The 24,896-nt window shown below is 66.3% G+C and carries 25 protein-coding genes, 1 tRNA gene and 1 pseudogene; 13 read left to right on the forward strand and 14 right to left on the reverse strand.

Annotated elements, in window-relative coordinates; genetic code table 11:
• Positions 1-29: 29 nt before the first annotated feature.
• Entirely contained in the window at positions 30-716 is a 687-nt protein-coding gene (locus MTY59_RS07580; protein WP_221045123.1) for an aminodeoxychorismate/anthranilate synthase component II, read from the forward strand.
• On the opposite strand, the gene pknB is transcribed toward MTY59_RS07580, so the two are convergent.
• The 7 genes from pknB to MTY59_RS07615 form a co-directional block, all read right to left on the reverse strand.
• Positions 694-2,574, reverse strand: a complete 1,881-nt coding sequence (pknB, locus tag MTY59_RS07585) for a Stk1 family PASTA domain-containing Ser/Thr kinase (RefSeq protein ID WP_221045124.1) — start codon at positions 2,572-2,574, stop codon at positions 694-696. The two genes, MTY59_RS07580 and pknB, sit on opposite strands and share 23 nt — an antisense overlap.
• Positions 2,571-3,857, reverse strand: a complete 1,287-nt coding sequence (locus tag MTY59_RS07590) for a serine/threonine-protein kinase (protein ID WP_221045125.1) — start codon at positions 3,855-3,857, stop codon at positions 2,571-2,573. The genes pknB and MTY59_RS07590 overlap by 4 nt, the downstream gene beginning before the upstream one ends.
• Positions 3,854-5,332, reverse strand: coding sequence for a D,D-transpeptidase PbpA (gene pbpA / locus MTY59_RS07595; RefSeq protein WP_221045126.1), 1,479 nt, complete (start codon positions 5,330-5,332; stop codon positions 3,854-3,856). Before pbpA ends, MTY59_RS07590 begins: the two co-directional genes overlap by 4 nt.
• Positions 5,329-6,735: an FtsW/RodA/SpoVE family cell cycle protein gene (locus MTY59_RS07600; protein ID WP_221045127.1), complete on the reverse strand. Its 1,407-nt coding sequence runs from the start codon at positions 6,733-6,735 to the stop codon at positions 5,329-5,331. The genes pbpA and MTY59_RS07600 overlap by 4 nt, the downstream gene beginning before the upstream one ends.
• A complete protein-coding gene (locus MTY59_RS07605) occupies positions 6,732-8,240 on the reverse strand; it encodes a protein phosphatase 2C domain-containing protein (protein WP_221045128.1) in 1,509 nt (502 codons plus the stop codon). Before MTY59_RS07605 ends, MTY59_RS07600 begins: the two co-directional genes overlap by 4 nt.
• Positions 8,237-8,704 (reverse strand): FHA domain-containing protein FhaB/FipA, encoded by a 468-nt coding sequence (locus tag MTY59_RS07610; RefSeq protein ID WP_007771646.1) that lies wholly within the window; start codon positions 8,702-8,704, stop codon positions 8,237-8,239. Before MTY59_RS07610 ends, MTY59_RS07605 begins: the two co-directional genes overlap by 4 nt.
• A 124-nt stretch (positions 8,705-8,828) precedes the next feature.
• On the reverse strand, positions 8,829-10,457 hold the full coding sequence (locus MTY59_RS07615) for an FHA domain-containing protein (RefSeq protein ID WP_221045129.1): 1,629 nt from the start codon (positions 10,455-10,457) through the stop codon (positions 8,829-8,831).
• 253 nt (positions 10,458-10,710) lie between these two features.
• Here MTY59_RS07615 and MTY59_RS07620 point away from each other — a divergent pair.
• Both MTY59_RS07620 and MTY59_RS07625 read left to right on the forward strand, forming a co-directional pair.
• A tRNA-Leu gene (locus tag MTY59_RS07620) sits at positions 10,711-10,793 on the forward strand.
• Between the two features lie 101 nt (positions 10,794-10,894).
• Complete coding sequence (locus MTY59_RS07625; protein WP_250160745.1) at positions 10,895-11,182, forward strand: immunity 63 family protein; 288 nt, start codon at positions 10,895-10,897, stop codon at positions 11,180-11,182.
• Positions 11,183-11,343: 161 nt separating this feature from the next.
• Here MTY59_RS07625 and MTY59_RS07630 read toward each other — a convergent pair whose 3' ends face one another.
• Together MTY59_RS07630 and MTY59_RS07635 are read right to left on the reverse strand one after the other, a co-directional pair.
• Complete coding sequence (locus MTY59_RS07630) at positions 11,344-11,700, reverse strand: nuclear transport factor 2 family protein (RefSeq protein ID WP_221045130.1); 357 nt, start codon at positions 11,698-11,700, stop codon at positions 11,344-11,346.
• A 53-nt stretch (positions 11,701-11,753) separates the two neighbouring features.
• Positions 11,754-12,251, reverse strand: coding sequence for a DinB family protein (locus MTY59_RS07635; protein WP_221045131.1), 498 nt, complete (start codon positions 12,249-12,251; stop codon positions 11,754-11,756).
• A gap of 290 nt (positions 12,252-12,541) precedes the next feature.
• Here MTY59_RS07635 and MTY59_RS07640 point away from each other — a divergent pair.
• Both MTY59_RS07640 and MTY59_RS07645 read left to right on the forward strand, forming a co-directional pair.
• Positions 12,542-14,394, forward strand: a pseudogene (locus MTY59_RS07640) (putative alpha/beta hydrolase).
• Complete coding sequence (locus tag MTY59_RS07645; protein WP_221045132.1) at positions 14,394-14,816, forward strand: hypothetical protein; 423 nt, start codon at positions 14,394-14,396, stop codon at positions 14,814-14,816. The pseudogene MTY59_RS07640 and the gene MTY59_RS07645 overlap by 1 nt, the downstream one beginning before the upstream one ends.
• Before the next feature lie 49 nt (positions 14,817-14,865).
• Here MTY59_RS07645 and MTY59_RS07650 read toward each other — a convergent pair whose 3' ends face one another.
• From MTY59_RS07650 to MTY59_RS07665, 4 genes are all read right to left on the reverse strand, one after another.
• Positions 14,866-15,195, reverse strand: coding sequence for a GNAT family N-acetyltransferase (locus MTY59_RS07650; protein ID WP_221045133.1), 330 nt, complete (start codon positions 15,193-15,195; stop codon positions 14,866-14,868).
• Positions 15,182-16,177 (reverse strand): pirin family protein, encoded by a 996-nt coding sequence (locus MTY59_RS07655; RefSeq protein WP_221045134.1) that lies wholly within the window; start codon positions 16,175-16,177, stop codon positions 15,182-15,184. The genes MTY59_RS07650 and MTY59_RS07655 overlap by 14 nt, the downstream gene beginning before the upstream one ends.
• 63 nt (positions 16,178-16,240) lie before the next feature.
• The gene (locus tag MTY59_RS07660) at positions 16,241-17,623 is read right to left on the reverse strand and encodes an acyl-CoA dehydrogenase family protein (protein ID WP_221045135.1); all 1,383 of its coding nucleotides are present in this window, start codon (positions 17,621-17,623) and stop codon (positions 16,241-16,243) included.
• Between the two features lie 92 nt (positions 17,624-17,715).
• The gene (locus tag MTY59_RS07665) at positions 17,716-18,132 is read right to left on the reverse strand and encodes a WhiB family transcriptional regulator (protein ID WP_221045136.1); all 417 of its coding nucleotides are present in this window, start codon (positions 18,130-18,132) and stop codon (positions 17,716-17,718) included.
• Between the two features lie 143 nt (positions 18,133-18,275).
• On the opposite strand from MTY59_RS07665, the gene MTY59_RS07670 reads away from it, so the two are divergent.
• The 6 genes from MTY59_RS07670 to MTY59_RS07695 all read left to right on the forward strand — a co-directional run bounded on the left by MTY59_RS07670 (position 18,276) and on the right by MTY59_RS07695 (position 22,556).
• Positions 18,276-19,061, forward strand: coding sequence for a helix-turn-helix domain-containing protein (locus MTY59_RS07670; RefSeq protein WP_221045137.1), 786 nt, complete (start codon positions 18,276-18,278; stop codon positions 19,059-19,061).
• On the forward strand, positions 19,058-19,879 hold the full coding sequence (locus tag MTY59_RS07675) for a C40 family peptidase (protein WP_221045138.1): 822 nt from the start codon (positions 19,058-19,060) through the stop codon (positions 19,877-19,879). Before MTY59_RS07670 ends, MTY59_RS07675 begins: the two co-directional genes overlap by 4 nt.
• A gap of 48 nt (positions 19,880-19,927) precedes the next feature.
• Positions 19,928-20,293 carry a DUF4226 domain-containing protein gene (locus MTY59_RS07680; RefSeq protein WP_221045139.1) on the forward strand — a complete coding sequence of 122 codons (366 nt, stop codon included), beginning with the start codon at positions 19,928-19,930 and terminating at the stop codon, positions 20,291-20,293.
• A 135-nt stretch (positions 20,294-20,428) separates the two neighbouring features.
• Positions 20,429-21,880 carry a DUF4226 domain-containing protein gene (locus MTY59_RS07685; RefSeq protein ID WP_221046316.1) on the forward strand — a complete coding sequence of 484 codons (1,452 nt, stop codon included), beginning with the start codon at positions 20,429-20,431 and terminating at the stop codon, positions 21,878-21,880.
• Between the two features lie 50 nt (positions 21,881-21,930).
• Entirely contained in the window at positions 21,931-22,248 is a 318-nt protein-coding gene (locus MTY59_RS07690; protein WP_007771671.1) for an ESX-1 secretion-associated protein, read from the forward strand.
• Positions 22,245-22,556: a DUF2694 family protein gene (locus MTY59_RS07695; protein WP_076188728.1), complete on the forward strand. Its 312-nt coding sequence runs from the start codon at positions 22,245-22,247 to the stop codon at positions 22,554-22,556. Before MTY59_RS07690 ends, MTY59_RS07695 begins: the two co-directional genes overlap by 4 nt.
• A 23-nt stretch (positions 22,557-22,579) precedes the next feature.
• Here the strand turns inward: MTY59_RS07695 and MTY59_RS07700 are convergent, their stop codons facing one another.
• On the reverse strand, positions 22,580-22,723 hold the full coding sequence (locus MTY59_RS07700; protein WP_221045140.1) for a hypothetical protein: 144 nt from the start codon (positions 22,721-22,723) through the stop codon (positions 22,580-22,582).
• Between the two features lie 82 nt (positions 22,724-22,805).
• On the opposite strand from MTY59_RS07700, the gene MTY59_RS07705 reads away from it, so the two are divergent.
• Complete coding sequence (locus tag MTY59_RS07705; protein WP_221045141.1) at positions 22,806-24,503, forward strand: DUF5632 domain-containing protein; 1,698 nt, start codon at positions 22,806-22,808, stop codon at positions 24,501-24,503.
• 72 nt (positions 24,504-24,575) lie between these two features.
• Positions 24,576-24,896, forward strand: coding sequence for a DUF2710 family protein (locus MTY59_RS07710; RefSeq protein ID WP_221045142.1), 321 nt, complete (start codon positions 24,576-24,578; stop codon positions 24,894-24,896).

Below are 24,896 nucleotides of genomic sequence, written 5' to 3' on the forward strand. Positions count from 1 at the left end.
CGAGCGCCCGTGGACGGTAACCTGGCACGATGCGGATCCTGGTTGTCGACAACTACGACAGCTTCGTGTTCAACCTCGTGCAGTACCTGGGCCAGCTGGGCGTGGACGCCGAAGTCTGGCGCAATGACGACGCCCGGCTCTCCGACGAGGCCGCCGTCGCGCGTCAGTTCGGCGGGGTGTTGCTCAGTCCGGGGCCGGGCACCCCGGAACGCGCCGGCGCGTCGATTCCGATGGTGCGCGCGTGTGCCGCCGAGCGGACCCCGCTGCTCGGCGTCTGCCTGGGGCACCAGGCCATCGGCGTCGCGTTCGGCGCCGTCGTCGACCGGGCCCCCGAACTGCTGCACGGCAAGACCAGCAGCGTCCACCATGGCAATATCGGTGTGCTGCAAGGACTTCCGGATCCCTTCACGGCGACTCGCTACCACTCGCTGACCATCCTGCCCGAGTCGCTGCCGCCGGTGCTTCAGGTCACGGCCCACACCGAGAGCGGGGTGATCATGGGCGTGCGGCACACCGAATTACCGATTCACGGTGTCCAGTTTCACCCGGAGTCGATCCTGACCGAGGGCGGCCACCGGATGCTGGCGAACTGGCTCGCCGACTGCGGATGGGAGCGCGACGACACATTGGTGCGCCGGCTCGAGAACGACGTGCACGCCGCGGTGCGACCGTATTTCCCGGCCGACCCGACGCCTACTGACCGAACTTCAGCGTGATGATGCCGTCCCGGTTGACCCCGGAGCCGGCCGGCGGGTTCTGATACACCACCCGATGGGACTGGGAGCCACCGGCGTCGACGTCGGCGCCCTTGTCCAGGATCCCCGTCCAGCCCAGCGCCCGTAGCCGTGGCTCGGCGTCGGTCCAGAACATGCCGGACAGGTCGGGCATGATGAACTGGTTGCCCTTGGACACCTGCAGTTCGATCACCGAGTCGACCGGAACCGCCTGTCCCTTGGGCGGATTGGTGCCGATGACCTCGCCGGCCGGGCGGGTGCTGTCTACCTGCACCTGGGTGACCTTGCTGAAGCCGTAGACGGTCAGGTTCTTCTGCGCGATGTCGACGGTCTGGCCCGCGATATCCGGAACCTGCTTGGTCTCCGGCCCGGAGCCGACGATGAGGGTGACGACGTTGGTGATCGCCGACGTCTGGTTGGCGGGCGGGTTGGTCCCGATCACCTTGCCGAGCAGTTCCGGGGTCGAGGGAGAGTTGGCCTGCTTGAACTTGCTGAATCCCGCGGCCTTGAGCTTGGTGACCGCGTCGGAGTAGCTCAGCGAGGACACGTCGGGCACCTCGCGCTGTTCGGGCCCGGTGGAGACGTTGATGGTGATCTCGTCGCCCGCATTGACCGAAGCGTTGGCGCCCGGGTCGGTGCCGATGACGTGGTCGGGCGGGATCGTGGAATCCGGCTTCTGCAGGGTGCGGGTCTTGAAACCGCGATTCTGCAGCGCCGCGATGGCGTCGGCGGACACCTGCCCGCGCACGTCTGGCACCTGCACGTCGCGGGCGCTGCCGCCGAAGGTGTTGAAGGCGATGACGACAACGATCGTCAAAACCGCCAGGGCGGCGACCGCGACGATCCAGCGGCCGACCGAGCCGACGCTGCGGTCCTCGCCCGCATCGGCGAGAACCTGACGCGGCAGCGGATCGGTCCGTGACGGGCTGGCGGCGCCGGGAGCGGACGACAGCAGCGAGCTGCGGTCCGCGTCGGTGAACACCTTTGGCGCGTCGGGCTTTTCGCCGTTGTGCACCCGAATCAAATCGGTGCGCATCTCCGCCGCGGTCTGATAACGGTTGTCCGGATTCTTCGCCAGCGCCTTGAGTACGACGGCGTCGAGGTCGGCCGAAATGCCTTCGTGCCGCTGCGACGGCGGGACCGGGTCTTCCCGAACATGTTGGTAGGCGACGGCAACCGGCGAATCACCGGTGAAAGGCGGTTCGCCCGTGAGGATTTCATAGAGCACGCAGCCCAACGAGTACACGTCGGAACGGGCGTCGACGCTGTCGCCGCGGGCCTGCTCGGGCGAGAGATACTGCGCGGTCCCTATCACCGCGGCGGTCTGGGTGACGCTGTTGCCGCTGTCGGCGATCGCCCGGGCGATACCGAAGTCCATCACCTTGACCGCATTGGTGGTGCTGATCATGATGTTGGCCGGCTTGACGTCGCGGTGGATGATGCCGTTCTGGTGGCTGAAGTTCAGCGCCTGGCACGCGTCGGCGATGATCTCGATGGCCCGGCGGGGCGGCAGCGGGCCATCGGTGTGCACGATGTCGCGCAGGGTGACGCCGTCGACGTACTCCATGACGATGTAGGGCAGCGGCCCGGTGGGCGTCTCGGCCTCGCCGGTGTCGTAGACCGCGACGATGGACGGGTGATTCAACGCCGCGGCGTTTTGCGCCTCGCGCCGGAAGCGCAGGTAGAAGCTGGGGTCGCGGGCCAGATCCGCGCGCAGCACCTTGACGGCGACGTCGCGATGCAAGCGGACGTCGCGGGCCAGGTGGACCTCGGACATACCCCCGAAGCCGAGGATCTCGCCCAATTCGTAACGGTCGGACAGGTGTTGCGGCGTGGTCATTGATGTGTTCCGTGTCGGGCCGGCACGTTGTGTAAGCCGGAGGTCCCTATTGTCCCGTCATCCGGCCAATCGAGCCGCATTTCGGGCCTGGCCGCCGAACCGCTCGGGGTCTTGCTCGGCGGCGGCGTTGCCGAGGCGGGCGGGGTCCCGGTGTCGGTCACCGTCGGTGGCTGTTGTTGCTGGTCGGCCTTCGAATTGATGACGATGAGCACCGCGATGATGATCGCCAGCGCGCCGAGCACGCCGGCCGCCCACAGCAGCGCGCGCTGACCCGAGGAGAAGGTACGCCGGGCCGGGGGTGGGCGGTGTCCGCCGGTGGTCGGGCGCGAGCGACGGGGCGCCGCGCTTCGGCTCGGCGTCACCGCGGCCGCGCGGGTGGTCGGGCTGGACGGAATGGCCGCCGGCGATGCCCGGCCGGCGGGCGGTGTCGCGCTGGGCCGCGGCGGACGACGACCGGCGCGCACCGCGGACACGGCGTCGGCGAACGGTCCCCCGCTGCGATAACGCATCGCCGGGTTCTTCACCAGCGTGATCTCGATGAGTTCGCGGACGTTGGGTGGCAGGTCGGAGGGTAGCGGTGGCGGAGGTTCCTTGATGTGCTTCATCGCCACCGTCAGGGCGCCGTCACCGGTGAACGGCCGCTTGCCCGAAACAACTTCGTAGCCAACAACTCCAAGCGAGTACACATCGCTGGACGGGCTGGCGTCGTGGCCCAGAGCCTGTTCGGGTGCGATGTATTGCGCGGTGCCCATCACCATCCCCGTCTGGGTCACCGGCGCGGCGTCGACGGCCTTGGCGATACCGAAGTCGGTGATCTTCACCTGGCCGGTCGGCGTGATCAAGATGTTGCCCGGTTTGACGTCGCGGTGCACCAAACCGGCCGCGTGCGCCACCTGCAGCGCGCGCCCGGTCTGCTCGAGCATGTCCAGTGCGTGCCGCAGCGACAGCCGGCCGGTGCGCTTGAGCACCGAGTTCAGCGGTTCGCCGTTGACCAGCTCCATCACCAGGTAGGCGGTCCGGCCTTCGCCGTCAAGCTGGCTTTCGCCGTAGTCGTGGACGGCAGCGATCCCGGGGTGGTTCAGCATCGCCGAGATACGCGCTTCGGCGCGGAAGCGCTCGATGAACTCGGGGTCTTGGGAGAACTCCTGCTTGAGCACCTTGACCGCGACGCGTCGGCCCAGCCGGCTGTCTACCGCCTCCCACACCTGACCCATGCCGCCGGTGGCGATCAGGCGCTGTAGGCGGTATCTGCCAGACAGCGTCACACCAACTCGCGGGCTCATGGTCCTCCCTGTAGCGCGGCTTGGATCACAGCCCGTCCGATCGGCGCGGCGAGTGCACCCCCCGTCGCGGACAGGCGGTCGGCGCCATTCTCCACCAGCACCGCCACAGCGACCTTCGGGGTCTGTGCGGGCGCGAAAGCGATGTACCACGCGTGCGGCGGGGTGTGCCGCGGATCGCTGCCATGCTCTGCGGTACCAGTCTTAGATGCGATCTGCACGCCGGGAATGGCCCCTTTCTGCTGTGCGACCTTCTCGGCGCCGACCATCAGCTCTGTTAGCTTAGCGGCGACCTGCGGCGACACGGCGCGCCGCTGCTCATACGGTGCCGTGGTGCTGATCGTCGTCAGGTCTGGCCCCTTGAGGCTGTCGATCAGGTAGGGCTGCATCGTCACCCCATCGTTCGCGATGGTCGCGGCGATCTCGGCGTTCTGCAGGGGCGTCATCGCGACATCCTTCTGCCCGATGCTCGACATTCCCAGCGCCGCGGCGTCCGGAAGGATCCCCACGGTCGACTCCGCGACCTGCAGCGGGATGACGCTGGGCGTGCTGTCCAGGCCGAAGGAGCGCGCCATGTTGCGCAGCGCGTCGGACCCGGTGAGCATGCCGAGCTGGACGAATGCGGTGTTGCAGGACAGGGCGAAGGCCTGCCGCAGCGACACCGTCGGGTCGTTTCCACACGATTCCCCACCGTAGTTCTCCAGAGTTGCCGTGCTGTTGGGCAGCGGAATGGAGGGGGCGGCAGTCAGCTGCTCGGTGTCGGAGGCCCCGGACTGCAGCGCGGCCGCGGTGGTGATCACCTTGAAGGTGGACCCGGGCGGGTACGTCTCCGAGATCGCACGGTTGGTCAACGGGTTGTTGGGGTCGTCACGCAACTTCTGCCACGCCTGCGCCTGCACCTCGGGGTCGTGCGACGACAGCAGGTTGGGGTCATAGGACGGCGAGGACACCATCGCCAGGATCCTGCCGGTCGCCGGCTCGAGGGCGACGACGGCACCCTTGCACGGCGGACCGCCGCAGCCCTGCTGCATCGCGTCCCAGGCGGCGCGCTGGATCCGTGGCTTGATCGTGGTGTCGACGTTCGCGCCGCGCGGGTCACGGCCGGTGAAGAAGTCGGCCAGCCTGCGCCCGAACAGCCGCTCGTCGGACCCGTTCAGCAGCGGATCCTCGGCGCGTTCCAGACCGGTGCTGGAATAGCGCAGCGAATAGAAGCCGGTGATGGGCGCATACTCCGCCGGGTTGGGGTAGACGCGCAGGAAGCGGTAGCGGTTGTCGGTGGCGGCCGAATAGGCCAGCAGCTGGCCGCCTGCCACAATCTGGCCGCGCTGGCGCGAATACTCGTCGAGCAAAACCCGCTGATTGCGCGGATCGGCACGCAGCGAGTCCGCGGCGAACACCTGCGTCATCGTGGCGTTGATCAACAACAACACGATCAACGCCATCACGGTCACCGAGATCCGGCGCAGAGAGGCGTTCATACTTTCTCGATCACCTCTGTGCTGGCCGCCGCGATCGGCGGCTTGCGGGTGCGGCTGCGCAGGGGGCGACGGGCGCTATGCGAGATGCGCGCGAGGATGGCCAGCAGCACGTAGTTCGCCAGAAGGGACGAGCCTCCGTAGGACATCCACGGCGTTGTCAGCCCGGTCAGGGGAATGAGCTGGGTTACCCCGCCGACGACGATGAACAGCTGAAGGGCCAGCGTCGACGCCAGGCCCGCGGCCAGCAGCTTGCCGAAGCTGTCGCGGGTGGCGATCGCCGTGCGCAGGCCCCGCACGATCACGATGGTGTAGAGCATCAGGATGCTGGCCAGGCCCACCAGCCCCAGTTCTTCGCCGAACGCGGCGATGATGAAGTCGGTCGAGGCGGCCGGCACGGTGTCGGGCTGACCATTACCCAGGCCGGTCCCGAAGATTCCGCCGGTGGCAAAACTGAAGAGCGACTGGACAATCTGGTAGCCGCTGCCGTCGGGGTCGGAGAACGGGTCCCACCACATCTGCACGCGGACCCGGACGTGGGCGAAAATGTAATACGCGACAACGCTTCCCGCGACGAACAGCACCAGGCCGATCCCCACCCAGCTAAAGCGTTGAGTGGCGAGGTACACCACCACCAGAAACGATGTATACAGCAATAGCGATGTGCCGAGGTCTTTTTCGAAGGCCATCACGCCGACCGAGATCACCCACGCCGCCAGCAGGGGCGCGAGGTCGCGCGGACGGGGCAGGGTCAATCCCATGAAATGCTTACCGACGCTGGTGAACAGGCCGCGCTTGGCGATCAGCACCGCGGAGAAGAAGATCAGCAGCAGAATCTTGGAGAACTCGGCGGGCTGAATTGAGAAGCCGGGGAAGCGGATCCAGATCTTGGCGCCGTTCTGCTCGGACAGCGACGCCGGCAGCAGGGCGGGGACCAACAGAAAGACCAGGCCGACCAGTCCGCAGATGTAGCCGTAGCGCGCCAGTTGCCGATGGTCTTTCAGGAACGTGACCACCAGCGAAAAGGTCACCACGCCGATCAGGGTCCACAGCATCTGTTGGGTCGCGCTGGGGTGGTGCCGTCCGCTGAGCTGATTGGTGACCAGGTCGAGCCGGTGAATCATGACCAGGCCAAGGCCGTTGAGCAAGGCCACGATTGGCAACAGCAGCGGGTCGGTGTAGGGCGCGAAGCGCCGGATGGCCATGTGCGCCGACCCGAAGACGATGAGGAATATCAGCCCGTAGCTGATCGCGTTCCAGTGCAGGTCGCGCTCTTGGTTGGCTTCAACTATCAGCAGCGCGGCGACGGTGATCAGTGAGGCGAAGCCCAGCAGCAGCAGTTCGGCATTACGTCGGGTAGGCAAGGGGGGCGTGACCGCGACCGGCGGCTGAAGTTGGGTCGTCATGCCACGGTCCGGCAATCGATGCCCGGTTGAGGTGGCGGCCCGGGAAGCGCGGTGACTGTCTGCGAGGTGGTCGTCGGACCTGCCGGCGCTGAGTTCGCGGGGCCGTTGGCGCTCGTGCTCGGTGCGGGGCCGGCGCTTGGCGAGCTGGTGGTCGGTGGTGCTGGCGATGCTGTGGTGCCGGATTCTGGTGTTCCGCTGCGGGTGCCCGGTGCGCCGGGCGGTGAGGTCGCGCGCGGGGGCGGACAGATCGGCAACAGATATTCAGCCAATAGTTGCCGCAGCTGCGACTCGGCCTGGTCCAGGCTGCCGCCCGGCAGGCCGGTTTGAACTTGCACTTGTCCGGGGCGGCGTAGGTCTTGCAGCGCCATCAGCTGGCAATTGGGGTGGCCACTGGATTGCCCATAGCTGATCAGGGAAAGCTCATTGCGGGCGTTGAGGCAACCCACCAGGTAGGGCTCCTGCAACGGGATGCCCAGCAGGGTGCCCTGGATCCCGCGGACGATGGAGATCCGGCCGCTGTATTCCGCGACGTAGTAGTTGCGTTGGATGACCCACCATCCGACGGTGAGGCCCGCGAACACCAACAGCACCGCCAGGCCGACTGCCATGTACATTTTCCGCCGCGACCAACGTGGCCGGTTCGGTGTCTCCAGTTGCGGCGCAACGCGTTTGGCGGATTCGTCGCGGGGCCGAATTGCCGAGGCGCGGCCGGCCGAGGTGTTGGGCAGGGTCATCTGATCCTCGTCGCCTGACACCGCGCCGGCGAGAATCGGCTGGGTCTGCCCGTAGTCGTAGTCGACCACGTCGGCGACCACGACGGTCACGTTGTCCGGGCCGCCGCCGCGCAGCGCCAACTCGATGAGGCGGTAGGCGGCCTCGGCGACGTCGGGGATCTGCAGGGCCTCGAGGATGGTCTCGTCGCTCACCGGATCCGATAACCCGTCCGAGCAGAGCAGGTAGCGGTCCCCGGCGCGCGCCTCGCGCATGGTCAATGTCGGCTCGACCTCGTGGCCGGTGAGCGCCCGCATGATCAACGACCGCTGCGGGTGGCTGTGAGCCTCTTCCCGGGTGATGCGGCCTTCGTCGACCAGGGTCTGGACGAACGTGTCGTCCTTGGTGATCTGGGTCAGCTCCCCGTCGCGCAGCAGGTAGCCGCGCGAGTCGCCGATGTGCACCATCCCGATGCGGTCGCCCGCGAACAGGATCGCGGTGAGCGTGGTGCCCATCCCCTCCAGCTCGGGCTCGGCCTCCACCTGTGCGGCGATGGCAGCGTTGCCGGAGCGCACCGCATTGTCGAGCTTGGCCAGCAGGTCGCCGCCCGGCTCGTCGTCATCGAGGTGGGCCAGCGCGGCGATCACCAGCTGGGACGCCACCTCGCCGGCGGCATGACCACCCATGCCGTCGGCGAGCGCGAGCAGCCGTGCGCCGGCATAGACAGAATCTTCGTTGTTGGCGCGCACCAGGCCGCGATCACTCCGCGCGGCATATCGCAGGACCAGGGTCACGGGCGCAACTCAATCGCCGTTTTGCCGATTCGAATCGGTGTTCCGATTGGAACTCGTACCGCAGTCGTCACCTTCGCCCTGTCAAGGTAAGTGCCGTTGGTCGATCCTAGATCCTCGACGTACCACTCCGAGCCGCGCTGAGACAGCCTGGCGTGCCGTGTCGAGGCGTAGTCGTCGGTAAGCACCAGCGTGGAGTCGTCGGCCCTGCCGATCAGCACCGGCTGTCCGCTCAGCGTGATGCGTCCGCCTGCCAGCGCGCCCTCGGTGACCACTAGGTACCGAGCCGCGTGGCGGCGCTGGCGCGAAGGCAACAGTGTGCTCCGCAGCGCCAAACCGCGCCGCACCATGACAGCACCGGTCGGCGCGTAGATGTCGGTCCGAAGGATTCGCAGCACGGACCAGATAAATACCCACAGCAACATTAAAAATCCGGCGCGCGTCAGCTGCAGTACCAGTCCCTGCATCTGGCGTCCTTTCCGTCCTAGCGTCGCATCCCTGGCGCCCGTGACTCCGAGCACATCGGCTACGTCACGATACTTGGACGGCGGACGACACGGGGCGAAGCACGGCAGCGTTAAGCCCAGTGGCTTAGTGGATCCGGACGATGATCTCCGAGTGGCCCAAGCGGATCACGTCGCCGTCGGCCAACTGCCATTCCTGTATCGGTGCGTTGTTCACCGTGGTGCCGTTGGTCGAATTGAGATCCGACAGCAGCGCGACCTGTCCGTCCCAGCGGATCTCGAGGTGACGCCGTGACACGCCGGTGTCGGGCAATCGGAACTGGGCGTCTTGCCCGCGGCCCACGATGTTGGAGCCCTCGCGCAGCTGGTAGGTGCGGCCGCTGCCGTCGTCGAGCTGAAGCGTGATCGTGGTTCCGCTGGCGCCGTAGCCGCCCTGGTCGTAACCGCCGTAACCGCCCTGCTGGCCGTAGTCAGCTGGTTGACCGTAGTCGGCTGGCTGCCCGTATTCCGGCTGCTGGGCGTACTCCGGCTGCTGGCCATAGTCGTACTCGGGGCTCGCGGTGTCGGGGTAGCCCCCGGCCTGGCCGCCGTACCCGCCCTGCACGTGCTCGGAGTACTGGGTGTACTCGGCGGAACCGTAGTCCTGGCGGCCATATCCGCCGCCCTGCTGGTAGCCCTGGTCGTACCCGCCACCCTGCTCGGGGTAGCCGGGTCGGTGTTCAGGCGGGGCATAACCCTCGTCGGGGCGGCCCGGTCCGCGACCGTAGTCGCCGTATCCGCCGTAGCCCTGCTGGCCGCCGCCCTGCTGACCGCCGGGAGGTGCGTAGCCACCACCCTGGCGGTACCCCTGGTCGTAGCCCTGGCCGCCGTAGCCGCCAGGAGCTGGCGGACGCTGCTCGTAGGACTGCGGATAGCCGGCCTGTCCCTGCTCGGGGTAGCCGCGCTGATCTTGGTAGCCCTGCTGCGGGGGATAGCCGCCCTGTCCCTGCTCGGGGTAGCCGCGCTGGTCGGGATAGCCCTGCTGAGGGGGATAACCGCCGCCGTGTCCCTGCTCGGGGTAGCCGCCTTGCTCCGGATAGCCACCCTGCTCGGGCTGGCGTGGCGGCGGGTAGCCCTGCTGAGGCGGGTAGCCCTGCTGCTCGGGTGGATATCCACCCCGCTGGTCGGGTGCTCCCTGCGGGTCCGGGCCACCGCGCGCGTCGTCTTGCGGACGCCCGTAGCGGTCGTCGTAGTACTCGTCGCCGGATCGCCCCGGCCCCTGAGCCCCGCGGTAGCCAGAATTGTCAGTCATTGGTGCTACTCCTCGTTCTTCGCCGAACGCGTTATTTGATTGTGGCCGGACGGGGTCGTCGACCGTCGGGCGGGGCTGGACATCGGGGTTGACAGCACCGCGGGCGCGGTACTGGCCGGTGTGCAGGTTCGACGACTGCTCGAACCGAACGACCACCTCACCATACGTTTGCCACCCCTCTTCGTGGATGTAGTCAGCCAAGTACCTCGCGAAAGCGCTCGACGTGAGATCCGAATCGGCGCTCACCTTCTCGAAGTCGTGCATACCGAGGGTAATGATGTATTCGTTGGGGGCCAAAAGGCGATTTCCGTGGAGCTTCTGAACCCCGTCACGTGCTTCCCGGCGTAATAGCGCTTCCACCTCCTGCGGAACGATCGATCCACCGAATACCCGGGCGAAGGCGTTGTCCACCGTCGCCTCGAGTTTGCGCTCGATCCGCGCAACCAGCCCCCGTTGGCTACTCATGTCCTACCGTTCGCGTGCACTTGTCATCAGGTATTGCCGGTGGACGGCAAACGAATCACCCTGGTGCTGGATCACTTCCGCATGGTATCGGCACGCCGTGTTGCTGCGGCACTTTCGAAATGGTGAGAATTGCATCGGCCCAGCTCAGGCCGGTGCTGGCCGACGAGTGCACGGTGCGGTGCAGCTTCGGGGCCCACTGCGGCGGTTCGGGGATCTGGCCATTAGAGTGATATGGTCCATCGGTTGTTTTTCCGGGCGAGTGGCGGAATGGCAGACGCGCTGGCTTCAGGTGCCAGTGTCCTTCGGGACGTGGGGGTTCAAGTCCCCCTTCGCCCACACTGAGCGGTTCAACGAAAAGTCACGGCCTCGAAAGAGGTCGTGACTTTTGTGTTTTGTGGTGGGTGCGGTGCAGCGCTGGCGACATAGGGTCGGTCGCCATGGTCGATGACCGGACGGCTCGATTGCAGGCCGAAGTCGATCGCCTCGCCGCAATGCTGCACGCCCCAGCAATCGAGGTCGGCATCGTGTTGAAGAACGACGACCGCAACATCTACATCGATGACGACGGCAGGTATCACTACGACTACTGGGAGCGGGGTCGGCAAAAGTTCGACCACGTCGGCGACGTCGATGAGGCGCTGTATTGGTTCTCAAAAGACGTCGCCTTTGATGTCGGCGGATCCGTCGCGGCCCGGCACAGCCCGCCGCACCGGGACTCCCGCTGAACCGACTCAACCCGCGCTGGGCCAAGCGCTGCGTACGCGAAACGGCGAACGAACTTCGGGGCTGGGGCCTGTACGCAGATGTCGAGCTGTTGCGGACATCCCCGAACGAAACGGCTGATCGAGCCCCTGAGAACGCGACCGGTTTGATGCCGGCGTCTGCGTCAGTCGGATACCCGATACGCTCCATGGCCCTCGATGACCGCGCCGTCCCGAAATGTCAGGACCTCGCTGACCGCGTCACCGTTCTGGTTGCGGTACGCGATAACGAGCGTGTCTATGCCGTGGTAGACGCCATCAACGGCGAACCGCAGATCCGGTATGTGTGCGACGGCTGCGGTCCAGTACTGCCGCAACGCCGCCTTGCCGCGGACCACGCCCTGCGTTTCCGGGAAGAGTTTGGCGGCCACCGGCGACGTGAACACGACGTCGTCATTGAAGTCGGCGAGAACGGCCTCGACGTCGTGAACGTTCCAGTTCCGCTCCCATCGTTGGGAGAAGGCGACCGCATCGACGTTCAAGGTCGGCACAGTAGCGCAGGCGGATCAGCGGCCCGGCCGCTCGCTGCGCCCGGTCACAGTTGGCCGCGAATGTCGAGAAGGTGGTGACGCAACTCGTGTGCGGTATGTATCGCAACCCAGCGCAACGGTCGCTCGCTGGTCTCCGGGTAGTGATAGATGACCGTGCGGTCCCAGTCCTCCGCGGATAGCCGAGCCAGTACATTGCTGAATAGTGCTGCCGCATCGATAAGTTGGCGCGCGACGTCGGTGGGATCCTGTTCATTGTATCCGTCATGCTCGGCGCGCTCCTCGCGACCCATGCTCGCGCAGTCGGCGCCATTCGTCCGCCGAGCCGCCAGCACCCTCTCCCGCTGCACCAGCAGCACATCTCGCAGATGGCATGCGTACTCCAGTGGAGACCACACGTCGGGACATGGGCGGGACCGGACATCAATTGCATTGTCGCGCAGTACCTCAACGACTGCGGCCGCTCGGGCGCAGATATCACCACCGGCGGTCCCGGCTTGGCGCAGGTCGTAGACGAAACCGCAACCCGCACACGGATCTGTCACCCGACCATCTTTTCAAATCCCGATAGTTGTGTGAAGGCAACGGCGCCCGAATGAGCAGGATCTCGTTGTGGCGCAATGGAACGCGACGGATAGCAGATCGTTTCATCCGGCGGCCACCGTGCAGGCTCCATCTATGTAGTGTCCAATTTCCCGGGCGGCCGGATACGGCGAAGTGAATTGACGGGAGTGTCGGCGTTAGTACCCTGATGACCAGCTCAGGAAGGGTCGGAAATGCGCGGGACGCGATCCGCGGGGCGGATGCTTGGGGCTGCGCAGCCAGAGGCGGAGCCGTGGGTCTTCCCTATATAGATGAGCAGGCGCTGATCGCCGAAGCCGGTGGTGACCCGTGGGCGATCAACGCAAGTTTGCAGGCGGGCAGCCCGTTGCAGATTTCCAATCTGGCCGAAGCCTTTCATCGCGCGGGCCTATGCACCCAGGAGGCCAACAACGCCTTCGAGCAGGCCCGCACCCGCTTCCGAGCTGCCTGGAATCACCAGGATGGCGGTCACCCGATCAACGACTCGGACGAAGTGCAGCGGGTGACGAAAGCATTGGGGGCGCAGTCCTTGCAACTGCCCAAGATCGCCGCGGACCTGGAGGGCATCGCGGCGGCGTTGGCCGACGCGCAAAAGGCCGGGGCCGCGCGGATCGCCACCTTAGATGCGCAGTTGAAGAATATTTCGGACTTGGTTGCCGAGGCCGTCGACATGTTGAACCAGGACAATAGCCTCAGTCCGGCGGACCAACAATCGTTGCATGCCCTCATCGACACGCTCGAAGGCGACGCCCTACGCGACACCAAGGCCGCCCTCGCTGATCTGCAAGCGATTCGCAACGGCTATTCCGACGGACTGCAGAAATCTCTGAATAGCCTTCACGCCGAAGGGTATGACGGCGCGCCGCTCCATGGCGCCGACGCTGACGGTGTGGCTCCGCCGTCTCCAGCCCAACAGGCCGCGTTGGCTGACATTCGCCAAGCCACCAACCAGGCCGTCGTGGACCAAATGGCTAAGGTGCGTGCGGCGCAGCAGGCTCTGGATAAGGCCATCGCCGACCTCTATATCCACGGTCCGGGCTCGCCGGAAGGCGAGGCCGCCAGTGCCAAGTTGCCCAAGCTCAAGTCCGATCTCGCCCATGCTCTCGACGACCTGGGCAAGATTCCCGACTACAACAGCATCGACCCCGCTTCGGTGAGCATCACCCCCGACGGGCACTTCATGTTTACCTATGACGCCAACGGACAGCCCGTCCAGGTCATGGGCCAGCTCAAGAACGGCACCGGCGAATTCTTCGACCAGGCCACTGGTACGTACTACTCCTTCAACGGCGGCAAGCTGACCGGCATGCGCACACCGGATCCCGGGAAGGTGGAAGCCACCTCTGAACCCTTGTTTACCGCAGTTACTTTGGCGGTTGGGGCGCCGGAGCTCAAGGCAGGCGGGGCTGCGGCTTGGCAAGGCCTGAAGACGCTTTTCAGCCGTGAAGCGCTGGAGGGCGTGACAGCCGACAACGTGTTCCCCCGTGCACTAGCCGGAGCCGAAGAACACTTCCAGGCCGCTGAGCGCAACCTCGCCGCACACTCCCCGCCGCCCGCCGGCGGAGAACCTGTTCCGGGCACCCATCCGCTTGAGCCGCCTCCTGTTGAGCACACACCGCCCGCCGACGCACCCGTCGAACACGCCTCAGGTGAACCCCACGTACCGGTCGTCTCCGATAGCCCGCCGCCAGTTGTGGTCGATCCAGCCCATCCGGAATTTAACCTCGACAACCCGCTCAACTACATGCCACCCGAGCTGCGGGCGCTATCCGAACAGCACCTGACTGGCAGCGGCGAAACCGTCATCGGACCGTTCAACCCAGAGGGCGGGGTCCCTCTTATATCCAGGTGGCAGAGGATCGGGGGGCGAGCTACTTTGATATTGGAAAAGCCTGGTATTCGTGCACACCGACTCAGCAACTCGCCGCGAACCAACACGTGCTCGATATTGCGATAGCAAACCAAGATCAAATTACGTTAACGGTGCCATTTAGTAAGGTCGAAGCAAACACCTACGCTGCCGCCGAAATACGGTACTTTCAAGCGCATGGATATCAACGCGTGGGCACTAATACCCTCATTCCGCCGACTAAAGGAGCTTCGTGATGAAGACATTGTTAGAGTTCTTTGTGGAACATTTCGGATTTTTGTATCTAGATCCCGATTATCGCATTACCGATTCCAGGACATCGGGGGCCCCGACGATAGATGCGGGTCTGACTCTTACGGGCCCTGTCATCAATTGGTCTATACACAATAACCGCGGGCAGATAGGTTTCGGAGTCGCGCCTACTGCGCTGGCAGATTCCCCTGGCAACTGGTTCCGAATATCGGTTATTCGACAGTACCTGGATGGTTTTGATGAGATGAATGTGGTACAACCATCCGACACGGTGACATGGGCACGTAATAATGTTGGTCGTATCGAAGAACTGTTCTCCAGCACAAACGCGGCGAGGTCGTGTAAAGAGTTAATCGCACTGGAAAAGGCACTCGCGGACAAGTATTTTGGCCCATCACACGGATAGCCTGGGGCTCTGGTGACGACACACCGCGCCTTCGCTTGATTCAGCCCCGCTACGAGCGCACCCACTGCGTGATTTCCGGGGTGACCGGATCGGTGATGTCGTCGAATTCGGGATGCTTCTTGAGCACCGTGCCGATCATCGAGCACACCGGAACTATGCGCTTGCCCTCATCCCGCGCCTCATTGAGCGCCTCCTCGACAAGGATTGTCGCCAGCCCACGTCCGCCGTAGGCCGGATCGATTTCGGTGTGGTAGAAGACGCGCTGATCGCCGCGGTCGGCGAAATCGGCCAGTCCTACCGTCTTACCGTCGACGGCGATCGTGTACTTGCCGTCCTGGAGGTTGACCGTGGCTTCGGCGCCGGTCTTATCGGTTGTCATCTGTGCTTCCCTTTCTTTGCGGTGTCGGTCGCGGCCGCAGCCGGGTGGTCGGCAGCGGTGGGGCGGGCAGTCGGTCGAGCGCTCCCCGGTATCCCTGGACGGCGCCGAAGCGGTCGTCGGCGTCCTCCCACAATTGTCGGTAGTCGACGATGTCCTCGTGGCTTCGCCCGACGAAGTTCCACCACATCACCAACTCTTCCGTAAACGGCGTGCCGCCGAGCAGCAGCACCCGCGCGGGGCCCTCTCCCCCATTCTGTATCTGCAGCCGGGCCCGGCCGGGACTTCGGTATGCCAATCCAGCGGTCGTCAGGGCCGTCCTGTCCACGTGTACGGTCCCGGAATCACAGAGCACCCCGTGCTCGAAGGTCGGGTCCACGTCGATGTCCAGGTCGGCCCCTGCGTCGAGGTCGATCTGGGCACCCAGCAACGGCGTAGCCGTTGGCACCGGCGATCGCCCGCCGGCCAGCTCGCCAAGAAAGACCCGCGCGGTCGCCCCCGGCAGCGCCAGGGGCGCCGGGGTGTAATGGGCGAAGTCGCGTGCGGTTTCGCGGTCGGACCCGGGCAGCGCGACCCAGAGTTGGACACCGTGCAACAGGACGCCGGAATCGAGTGAGACTTCCGAATGGCAAATGCCTGCCCCCGCGGTCATCAGGTTCAACTCGCCGGGCCGTACCACCGCGTGCACGCCGGCGCTGTCGCGGTGCTCCACTTCCCCACTGAACAACCAGCTGACGGTTTGTAGTCCCGTGTGGGGGTGCGGCGGGACGTCCATTCGCGCGGCGACCGGACCGTAGTGGTCGATGAAGCACCACGCCCCGACGAGCGAGCGCCGTCGTTGCGGAAGGGTGCGTTGCACCCGGATTGCCCTGGGGCCGCCCAACGGAACCTCTCGCGGCTGCAGCACTTCCACCATCGCCGAGGCATCTACGTGTTGTGAAGCGGCGCAAGCGACTTCGGCCGGCGCGGCCTCGAGATTGCTCATCGTCCACCCTCCGTCGCGGGGCCCTCGCGCGAGCGCCGTCGTCCGCGACCGTACCCGCCACGCCTACTTGCGCGGGGGCCGCAGCACCTTCATGGCCAGTCGCATGACGGGCTCGGGCACGCGATCCTTCATCGACAGGGCGCTGTCGGCTGCGCGGGAGCGCAGCGGGGTGCCCCGCCCGAATACCCGGTTCAGCGGTCCCCCGGACGGTTCGAGCACCACATGCAGCGGCGGGGTACCGACGGCGGCACCCAGCGCGTTGGAGATGACCATCCGCTGGATCTCGCTGGTTCCTTCAAAGATGGTGTACAGCTTGGCATCCCGATACCACTTCTCCACTGGATGATCGGTGATGTAGCCCCAGCCACCCATGGTCTGGATGGCGCGTTCGGTGGCCCTGACCGCGACCTCGCTGGCGGCCATCTTCGACATCGAACCCTCGCCCCGTTCGAAGGGAATGTTGTTGGCGGCCATCCACGACGCACGCCAGGTCAGCAGCCGGGCGGCGTCGATCTGGGTGGCCAGCTCCGCCAGTGGGAACGAGATGCCCTGGTTGTCGATGATGGGCCCGCCGAAGGCCTCGCGCTCGGTGGCGTACGTGGTGGCGTACTCGAGGGCCGCGCGGGCGATTCCGATGGCCTGGGCGGCGACCATGGGCCGGGTCTGCTCGAAGGTGCCCAAGGTCGCCGAACCGGAGCGTTTTCCGCCCGCCACGACCTCCCTGGCCTTCGCCAGCTTGTGTTCGAGCTTTTCTTGCCCGCCAAGCAGATTGGCGCCCGGGACGCGCACGCCTTCAAAGAGCAACTCGGCGGTGTGGGAGGCGCGGCAGCCCAGCTTGTCGAGCTTTCGCAGTAGCTTCAGTCCAGGAGTGCCACCGGGCACCACGAACAGCGCCTGACCGCGATGGCCCAGTTCCTCGTCGACCACGGCGTTGACCACGTGCACGTTGGCGATGCCGCCATTGCCGATCCACATCTTGTGGCCGTCGATGATCCAGTCATCGCCGTCGCGTCGCGCGAATGTGCGCAGATTACGCACGTCGCTGCCGCCTTCGGGCTCGGAGATGGCCAATGCCGCGAGCTTGAGATCTCCTGGTGTGCCGAAACATTCGGGCGCCCACTCCAGCATCTGCTCCGGGGACGCGGCCTGGCCGATCGCGGATAGCGCGAGCGCCGGCATGACAATGGCCAAACCGATCCCGGCGCAGCCCCAGAACAGCTCTTCCATGAACATCGGTAGGGAGATGCCGGTCGGATCACCGATCAGATCGCGGTAAAACAGTGGGCTGTAGAAGCCGCGCTCAGCCGCCTCCTCCAGCACGGGCCAGGGAAACTCCTGCCGCTGGTCGTAGTGGAGTGCTACTGGGCGTATTACGGATTCGGCGAACTCGTGCGTACGCCGGGCCAGGTCGTGTTGTGCCGCCGTCGGGGTCAGGTCGAACGTCATGGGTGCGCCTTAGGTCGACAGACTGGTCTTGCCGACCCCGACTACCCCGTTGACCGGCTCAGCAAACTGCCGCTCCGGCTTTCGGCGAAATGTCAGGCAGCCGAACGCGGTTTGACTTGCGCCAGCGGCAGGTGCAGCACGACCGCGGCCACCGGGACCGCTTCGTGCTCGTGGCGTGCCAGCAGCGCTGCGTTCTCGGGCAGCTGCCGGGCATTGATCTCGCCGGAGGCGATACGCCGCAGGACGTCGTGTGCGTGAGCGAGCTGGTCCCGCTTGCGGTATTGGCCGCCCGGCAGCTTCACCCCGGCCCACACGCCGTACTCCTCGCGATGCGCGATGGCGTGGGCGGCGCAACGGCGCTGCTGTGCCAGTGGGCAGCGACGCAGGCACTGGATCCGCGCCTCGGTGGCCGACCGTTCGTATGCGCGTGCCTTGGCGGCACCGTCACCACCGTCGTCGTCGGGGTAGCCGAACCACAGTTCCGGGTTGGTTGCGCAAGGGTGTCCCATGTCGGTCTCCTTGTCGAGCGTGAAACGTAGATGGAAGCGTATACATAACTCCACGGCGAGCGCAAGAGAAACGTGACAGAAACGTATATACCGATAGTGCAAGCGTTGGCTGTGTAATATCCGGCCCATGGCCGGAGCGCGCGGTGACTCGTGAATCGGCTGGTGCGGCCATCCGCGCGCTGCGTGAATCGCGCGATTGGTCGTTAGCCGACCTCGCCGCCGCGACCGGGGTCAGCATCATGGGACTGAGCTTTCTCGAGCGTGGAGCCCGCAAGCCGCACAAAAGCACAGTTCAGAAGATCGAAAACGGCCTTGGGCTACCGCCGGGCACCTACTCGCGGCTCTTGGTGGCCGCCGATCCGGACGCCGAGCTGGCGCGTCTGATGGCCGCGCAGCCGCCGGCACCCATGCCCACGCGGCGCAGCGGACCGGTGGTGGTGGACCGTCACAGCGACACAGAAGTGCTGGAAGGCTATGCCGAAGCGCAGCTCGATGCTCTCAAATCAGTCATCGATCGGTTGCCTGCGACAACATCAAACGAATATGAGACGTATATTCTGTCTGTGATCGCGCAATGCGTGAAGGCAGAGATGCTCGCCGCCAGTTCCTGGCGGGTGGCGGTGAACGCCGGCGCCGACTCGACCGGCCGGCTGATGGAGCATCTGCAAGCCCTGGAGGCGACGCGTGCGGCGCTGTTGGAGCGGATGCCCACCAGCTTGAGCGCCCGTTTCGACCGGGCGTGCGCGCAGTCGTCGTTGCCGGAGACCATTATCGCGGCACTGGTCGGCGTGGGTGTCGACGAGATGTGGGACATCCGCAACCGGGGGGTGATCGCGCCGGGTGCCCTCCCCCGCGTCCGTGCCTTCACCGACGCGGTCGAGTCCGGTCAGAACGAGGCAGGCCAAGCCGACGACGAGGGGGCGCCGTGAGTCAAAGCGAAGTCGAGGCATTGAGCCGCGCCCATCAACTGTTCGCCGGCAGCACGCATCCGTCGTCCCTGGCCGCGGGCACCGCGCACTACAGCAACGTGTTGCAGCAAGCCGCACGGCTGAGCGACAAGATGGCGCACGGCGGTTACCAACTCGCGGTGGACCACAGCCGGCAACGGCTTACCGAGGCGGCCGGCACCGACGCCGCGGCCACTGACGTCATCGCCGGCGCGCACCGCGATCGGGCACAGGCCCGCGACCTGACTCGAAGCGTGCTGGACGCGGCCCGGGCGGATGCCGATCTGCAGGTGACGCCACTGGCCCAGCGGGAGGCGATGCGGCGCCGCGCGATTCGCCTGCGGGCCCAACGGGCGCACGTCTTGTCGGCGCGCTCGCGTGCGCGGCGGCGCTATGCGGAACTGTTGGCCTTGCGCTATCGGCTCCGGCACGACCGTCGGCTCGGGCTGGCGGGATTGCCGAACGGCCGCGCCGCACTCGCGGTGCGTGCCGCCTTGTCGCGCTTAGGGCGACCGTATGTCTGGGGCGCGACCGGCCCAGACCAGTTCGACTGTTCTGGGCTGGTGCAGTGGAGCTACGCGCAGGCCGGTATCCACCTGGACCGCACCACGTATCAGCAGATCAACGACGGCTTCCCGGTCGCCCGTTCCCAGGTGCGACCGGGTGATCTGGTGTTTCCGCACGCCGGCCATGTGCAGCTGGCGATCGGGAACAACCTGGTTGTGGAAGCGCCCTATTCGGGCGCCTCGGTGCGAATAAGCCGACTGGGCAACAACGTTGCGATCCGCCGAGCGATATGACAACCCAAGACCGCCCGGCGATGCGGGCACGACGAATGGGGTGAGCCGATGCCGGAACAACAACCGGGGCCATCGTTAGAGGCAGTTGAGGCGCGGCGGTCGGCGCTGGCGAGTCAGCACGGCACCGCGTCGGAAGCCGATCGGGTGCTGACCGAGGTGCTGACGAGTGCTCACGAGGCAGCGCGCGAGAGCGTCCGGCGACTGGACTTCATCGCCGAGCAGATCGACCACGCGACCGTGAACCAGGCGGACCTCGCGCTCGACACGCCCATGGGGGCGCGCGAGTTTCAGAAGTTCCTGATGGCCAAGCAACGCGAGATCGCCTCGGTCGTGACCGAAGCGCGCGAATTCGGCCAGGCGAAAAAGGCTGTGTTGCAGAGCCTTCGGGCTCAGTACGGCGCCGACAGCGGCTAGCCAGAACTAGTCCACACCGTGCAATGCAGTGAATTGTCGATAGCTATGCCCCTGAGTACTGTCGCCGAACATGGAGGGGTCGCGTCATTTTTGGCAGCAGCGTTCGAGCAGGCTGCGGCGCCGCCTGGCTGGCTGATGTCGGCATATGACGACCTGCTTGCCGCGGTGAAATACGTCCGAGACCGCACTGGTGATCCGAACGCATGGCAGACGGGATTGGCGCCCGCCGAAGTGACCGCCGTGATCACCCCGACCACTCGGCCCGAACAGGTCGAGGCGATCCTGCGCAAGGTCCGCCAGCAGCACGCCGGCGTCTTCGGCGCCGCAACGGCGGCCAATCCGCCCGTGCAGCGGCCGTCCGCCGAAACCTCGGCACCGCCGGATCGCGAGACGGGCGCTGCGGCTGACGCCATCGCCAATGCCGAAGCTGCTCTTGCGCAACAGAACTCGGCGAGCTCGCAGCTGGACATGCAGGTGGTCTCGGCGATCCTGAACGCGCACCTGCGGGCCGTTGACGGCAGAGAAACCCTGACCAAGTTGCAACACGAAACCGAAGCCGCGGTGCGGACCAGGTCAGACCTGGACACCCCGGCGGGGGCGCGGGATTTCCAGCGCTTCCTCATCGGCAAGCTCCGGGACATCCGCGAGGTAGTCCTGAACGCCAGCCTGGACGACACGTCGAAGTCAGCGCTGATGGCCTCCTGGACGTCGCTGTACGACGCCTCCAAAGGCGAACCGCATGCGCCAGGCGAACAACCGCGGGCCGCGGTGCCGGTTGGTGATACATCCGCGGGCGGCGCGACCGATGATCTCGACGCCGAAGTGGATCCGCTGTTGGACTCCTTGTTGGCCGACGATGACGACCTGTCCGGGGATGTCCTGGGGCCGGATCCCGGTGCCGGCGCGGCGATGCCCGCCGTACCGCAGCCGCCGATGGCGCCCGCCATGCCCAACTTCGGTGGGTCCCTGCCGGGGCTCGGCTCCATGCCGTCGATGGCCGGGTGGCAGCCCGGCGGCCTTCCGCTCTCCGGACCGGAAGGTGGCGACGGGACCGATCCGGCTGTTCAAGAACTGGCCGACGACGAGCTGCCGGACGACCAGGTCCAGGACCCGGGAGCGCGCGACGCCTCGGACGAGGCGGCTGACGGGACCGACGCCCAGGACGGCACGTCGTCGGATGAGTCGCCGGCCGGTCCGACACCGGTGACCTTGCCCGACGGGGAAACGGTGACCGCCGCCAGCCCACAGTTGGCGGCCGCGATCACGGCCGCCGTCGCCGGTACCCCGATAGCCGAGGCCTTCCAACAGCAGGGAATGACCATTCCCCCACCGGGAACCGCGGTGTCCAGCCCCGTCGATGCCCTACAGGTGGCACCCGGCGACATCGGGATGCTCACCGATCGTCACGCGCTCGCCCTCGGCTCCGGCAAGGCGCTTCTCGATGGCCAAATTCAGCACATCGCCACCGTGAGCGGGCCGACCTTCTTAGGCTGGGAGCATCCGCCGGCGGCGGCCGCGGCAATACCGACGCCGGCCAAGCCTGACCCACCGACACCTACCCGGCCGGCGACTTCGTCGACCACCTGACAAAAATGAATCCGCCGGCACAACCGGCGGTCGTCAACAGGAGACAGCGGATGGCAGATTCAATTCATGTAGTGCCTGCGCACCTACGTCAGGCTGCCGCGCATCACCAGGACACCTCGGAGTACTTGCGTACCGTTCCTTCGTCGCATGCGGCGATTCAAGAGAGCCTCGATTCGCTCGGGCCGATCTTCAGTGAACTGCGCGACGCGGGCCGGGAGCTGCTGGAGCTTCGACGCCAGTGTTATGAGCAGCAAGCTGCTGACCACGCGGATCTGGCCGACAAACTGACGGTTTCGGCGACGATGTGGGAGCAGCACGAGCAGGAGGCGGCAGGGAAGTTCGGCGACATCGTCGACCGCGGTCGATGACCGACGCGAATCCCGCTTTCGACACCGTTCACCCGAGTGGACACATCCTCGTCCGCTCTTGCCGCGGCGGCTATATGCACAGCGTCGCGCTGAGTGAAGAGGCGATGGAAACCGACGCCGAGACGTTGGCGCAGGGCATCCTGCTGACCGCCGACGTGTCTTGCCTCAAAGCGTTGCTGGAAATTCGCGACGAGATTGTCGCGGCGGGGCACACTCCGTCCGCGGAGGTTCCGACCCCCCGAGATCTCGATGCGGCCATCGAAAAGTTGCTGGCGCACAAACTGCGTCGCCGCAGCGGTGTGATTTAAGGGCTTTCAGGCGAGCTGCCGGCCTAGCGCAACCACGGCTTAGCCGCGCTGGGATCAGGGGCGATACCGGTCGGCGGCTCTATCGGATTGGGGCCGAACAACTCTCGCGCGCGAGCGAGCATGGCGCGCACCTCGTCGAGTTGCTGCTGCAGTGCAGAATCAGCCATGCCCTTACGCTACCCAGGGCCTTGCGAGCGCACAATTCACTGACCGCACAAGTCGCCCGCCGGGTCCCGGTACGCTTAGCCGGTGGCGGTCTTCGGTCGGATGTCGGCGCGCCAGCGCCTCCGGAGAGCTACCCGGGAATCACTGGCGACGCCGGCTTTCAGCTCCCCTATCGACTGCACCCCGTGGGTGACAGGCGGGTTGTGGCCTGCCGAATTGTCGACTGTGACGCCCGAAACCGCCACCCTCGCTGAGTATCTCAAGGCTGACCTGGAGCGAATTGCTCGCGCCGCCAACGACGAACTGAAGTTGATCAAGCGATCGGGAATGACCGACCCTTCCCGTCAGGCGGCGGAGGCGCGCGTCATCGACGCCGCCCGCGGCCGTGCGGTGCGCCGAGTCGAATCGACGATCCGCTATTTGCATGCGGTGCAGAGCGGAGCCCGGCCCCCCGCGGCTCCCCCACCGAGGGTCGAGCCGTCGGACACGGACCTGCAAAAGACGCAGGTGCTGCCGGCAATCCGCGAGGTGAAGCCGGTCGCCGAGGCGCGCCCACCGAGCCCGCCCGAGTCGGTCCCGCGGCCGGGCAGAAGGCGCCGCCGAGAGTCCGCGGAAGAGGCCGTCACCGACACCGCTACACCGCAGGCAGCTGGGCCGAAGGCCCGTGCGGACGACGCGGCCCGCCGCAGCGCCGATGCGTCAGATCTCGACGAGACGCAAGTCATCCCGGTGATCAGGGAGGAGCCGGTTTCGCCGATGCCGGCGGATCCCGCGCCCCCGGAGCTGACCGACTCCGGTCGTCACCACGCGATCGTCGACCCGGGCGACGAGGACGAGCCGCAGGCGGCGGCGCCCGAGCACGAGCCTCCCGGTGCCGTCGATGCGCCGCATCTCGAGGAGACGCAGGTCATCCCGGTGGTCACGCGGACGGAGCCGGTGTTCGAGGCGCCAGCGCAGCGCGCGCCCGAGCCGGCCCCGGACCAGGCCGATTCCGGTCGCCACCACGCGGTCGTCGACGAGCCGGCCGTCGCGAAGGCGGAGCCGGTCCCGCAGGAACCCGCGGCGGCCGACGTGGCCCTCGCGGCGGCCGACGTCGCTCCCGCCGTCGAGGCCGACACGGCCGCGTTCGCCGCCGCCGGGCCGCAGATCGAAAAGCCAACGCCGCCAACACGATCCGACGGCGAGCGGCTGAATCGGCTACTGGAGTTCGTGGTCCGGCAGGAGCCACGCGTGAATTGGGCGATCGGAGAGCGCGCCGACGGGACGACCGTGCTCGTCACCGACCTCGCTCACGGGTGGATCCCGTCCGGCATCACCCTTCCGGCGGGCGTGCGGTTGTTGGAGCCCGAGCGGCGCACCGGCAGGGTTGCCGCGCTGATCGGAGAAACGGCGCGCGTCGTCACTTACGCTCCCGGTGATTCGCTACGCCGCTCGGTCGACTTCGCCGCGACCAGGTCGTCGGTGGAGCCTCGCACCCTGCCCGCGATCGATGATTTGGCGAACGTGCTCAGCGCGGCCACCCGCGGACGTGCCGAGCTGCCCAAGATCGTGCCGAGGTTGGCAGAGGCCGCCGCCGCGGGAACGGTCATCGTCGACCAGGAGGTCGACGTGCTGCGGGTACACCTCGATACCGCGCGCTACCAACTCCTCGTTCAGTACCCGAACGTCAATCCCGCGCTTCTGCTCAAGTGCCTGTTGATGGCCGCGACCGAGGGGATCGCCAGCGGCGACGCGGTGTCGGCGAACTATCACCTCGCCTGGTATCAAAAGCTCGGCGGGTGAACCCCCGGTAGGCCGGTCGCAAACCTGTTCGCGTATGAATTGACGCTGGTCGGAGGGGTCGACGATACTGTGATGGTGGCGGGTTCGGGCAGTCGCGCGAATCTCAGCGAGAAGGATCTCGTCGAATCGGTTCTTCGGGAACTGAGCGAGGCGGCCGACAAGTGGGAAGCCCTCGTGGCGCAGGCCCAAGCCGTCACCTACAGCGTCGACCTCGGCGACGTCCACGCGGTCGCGAATTCCGATGGCCGGTTACTCAAACTGACTCTGCATCCCGGGGTGATGACCGGGTACGGCCACGGGGAGCTGGCCGAAAGGCTGAACCTGGCGATTGCCGCGCTGCGCGAGGAGGCCGAGGCCGAGAACCGGGCGAGTTACGGCGGCCCGCTGCACTGA

This window comes from Mycobacterium senriense (assembly GCF_019668465.1).
In the GTDB taxonomy this organism is placed as follows: Bacteria; Actinomycetota; Actinomycetes; order Mycobacteriales; family Mycobacteriaceae; genus Mycobacterium; species Mycobacterium senriense.

Coding starts and splice junctions, on each gene's coding strand:
- MTY59_RS07580 (WP_221045123.1), top strand. CDS start 30: ATGCGGATCCTGGTTGTCGACAACTACGACAGCTTCGTGTTCAACCTC.
- pknB (WP_221045124.1), bottom strand. CDS start 2,574: ATGACCACGCCGCAACACCTGTCCGACCGTTACGAATTGGGCGAGATC.
- MTY59_RS07590 (WP_221045125.1), bottom strand. CDS start 3,857: ATGAGCCCGCGAGTTGGTGTGACGCTGTCTGGCAGATACCGCCTACAG.
- pbpA (WP_221045126.1), bottom strand. CDS start 5,332: ATGAACGCCTCTCTGCGCCGGATCTCGGTGACCGTGATGGCGTTGATC.
- MTY59_RS07600 (WP_221045127.1), bottom strand. CDS start 6,735: ATGACGACCCAACTTCAGCCGCCGGTCGCGGTCACGCCCCCCTTGCCT.
- MTY59_RS07610 (WP_007771646.1), bottom strand. CDS start 8,704: ATGCAGGGACTGGTACTGCAGCTGACGCGCGCCGGATTTTTAATGTTG.
- MTY59_RS07615 (WP_221045129.1), bottom strand. CDS start 10,457: ATGAGTAGCCAACGGGGGCTGGTTGCGCGGATCGAGCGCAAACTCGAG.
- MTY59_RS07625 (WP_250160745.1), top strand. CDS start 10,895: ATGGTCGATGACCGGACGGCTCGATTGCAGGCCGAAGTCGATCGCCTC.
- MTY59_RS07645 (WP_221045132.1), top strand. CDS start 14,394: ATGAAGACATTGTTAGAGTTCTTTGTGGAACATTTCGGATTTTTGTAT.
- MTY59_RS07650 (WP_221045133.1), bottom strand. CDS start 15,195: ATGACAACCGATAAGACCGGCGCCGAAGCCACGGTCAACCTCCAGGAC.
- MTY59_RS07655 (WP_221045134.1), bottom strand. CDS start 16,177: ATGAGCAATCTCGAGGCCGCGCCGGCCGAAGTCGCTTGCGCCGCTTCA.
- MTY59_RS07660 (WP_221045135.1), bottom strand. CDS start 17,623: ATGACGTTCGACCTGACCCCGACGGCGGCACAACACGACCTGGCCCGG.
- MTY59_RS07665 (WP_221045136.1), bottom strand. CDS start 18,132: ATGGGACACCCTTGCGCAACCAACCCGGAACTGTGGTTCGGCTACCCC.
- MTY59_RS07680 (WP_221045139.1), top strand. CDS start 19,928: ATGCCGGAACAACAACCGGGGCCATCGTTAGAGGCAGTTGAGGCGCGG.
- MTY59_RS07685 (WP_221046316.1), top strand. CDS start 20,429: ATGTCGGCATATGACGACCTGCTTGCCGCGGTGAAATACGTCCGAGAC.
- MTY59_RS07690 (WP_007771671.1), top strand. CDS start 21,931: ATGGCAGATTCAATTCATGTAGTGCCTGCGCACCTACGTCAGGCTGCC.
- MTY59_RS07695 (WP_076188728.1), top strand. CDS start 22,245: ATGACCGACGCGAATCCCGCTTTCGACACCGTTCACCCGAGTGGACAC.
- MTY59_RS07700 (WP_221045140.1), bottom strand. CDS start 22,723: ATGGCTGATTCTGCACTGCAGCAGCAACTCGACGAGGTGCGCGCCATG.
- MTY59_RS07710 (WP_221045142.1), top strand. CDS start 24,576: ATGGTGGCGGGTTCGGGCAGTCGCGCGAATCTCAGCGAGAAGGATCTC.